At 45.1% G+C, this 456-nt stretch carries 1 pseudogene; it reads right to left on the bottom strand.

Annotated features, from left to right (window positions below):
- Window positions 1–71 precede the first annotated feature (71 nt).
- Window positions 72–456 (bottom strand): annotated as a pseudogene (locus RVS70_RS22360) (NADPH-dependent oxidoreductase); the annotation flags it as partial.

Genomic DNA, 456 nt, shown 5'->3' with positions numbered 1-456 from the left:
AGCATGTCCCTATTTGTCGGAATATGTTACACGTGAAACATAAAAACCCCTCCTAGACGGAGAGGTTGGCTTTAGTTTTTATTAAAGCCCTTTTCTTTCACGTAGTCATTTAAATACGTACGCGGCTTCTGCTTCATAAAGTTCAGTATTTGATCGGACCACGTTTCTTCCCGCTGTCCGTTTGTTCTTTCTCTATAGTAATCAGAAATGGTTTTGTCATACGTATTCATAGTATGACGGAAATCGTCTGCGTTCACATTATACGCATTCTCATGATAAACGGCCTGCTTTGGCAGTCTCGGTTTNTTGCCGGATAGATTCGCTGGATGACCTACTGCCAGCCCGAATAGCGGGAGCACATGGTCAGGCGTTTGCAGCACCTCTGTCACCTTGTCCAACTCATTCCGAATGCCGCCGATATAACAAATGCCAAGCCCCATAGATTCAGCCGCAATG

This window comes from Virgibacillus sp. M23 (assembly GCF_034190895.1).
Classification (GTDB): Bacteria; Bacillota; Bacilli; order Bacillales; family Amphibacillaceae; genus Virgibacillus; species Virgibacillus salarius.
This window is presented reverse-complemented; position numbering and strand designations above follow the sequence as displayed.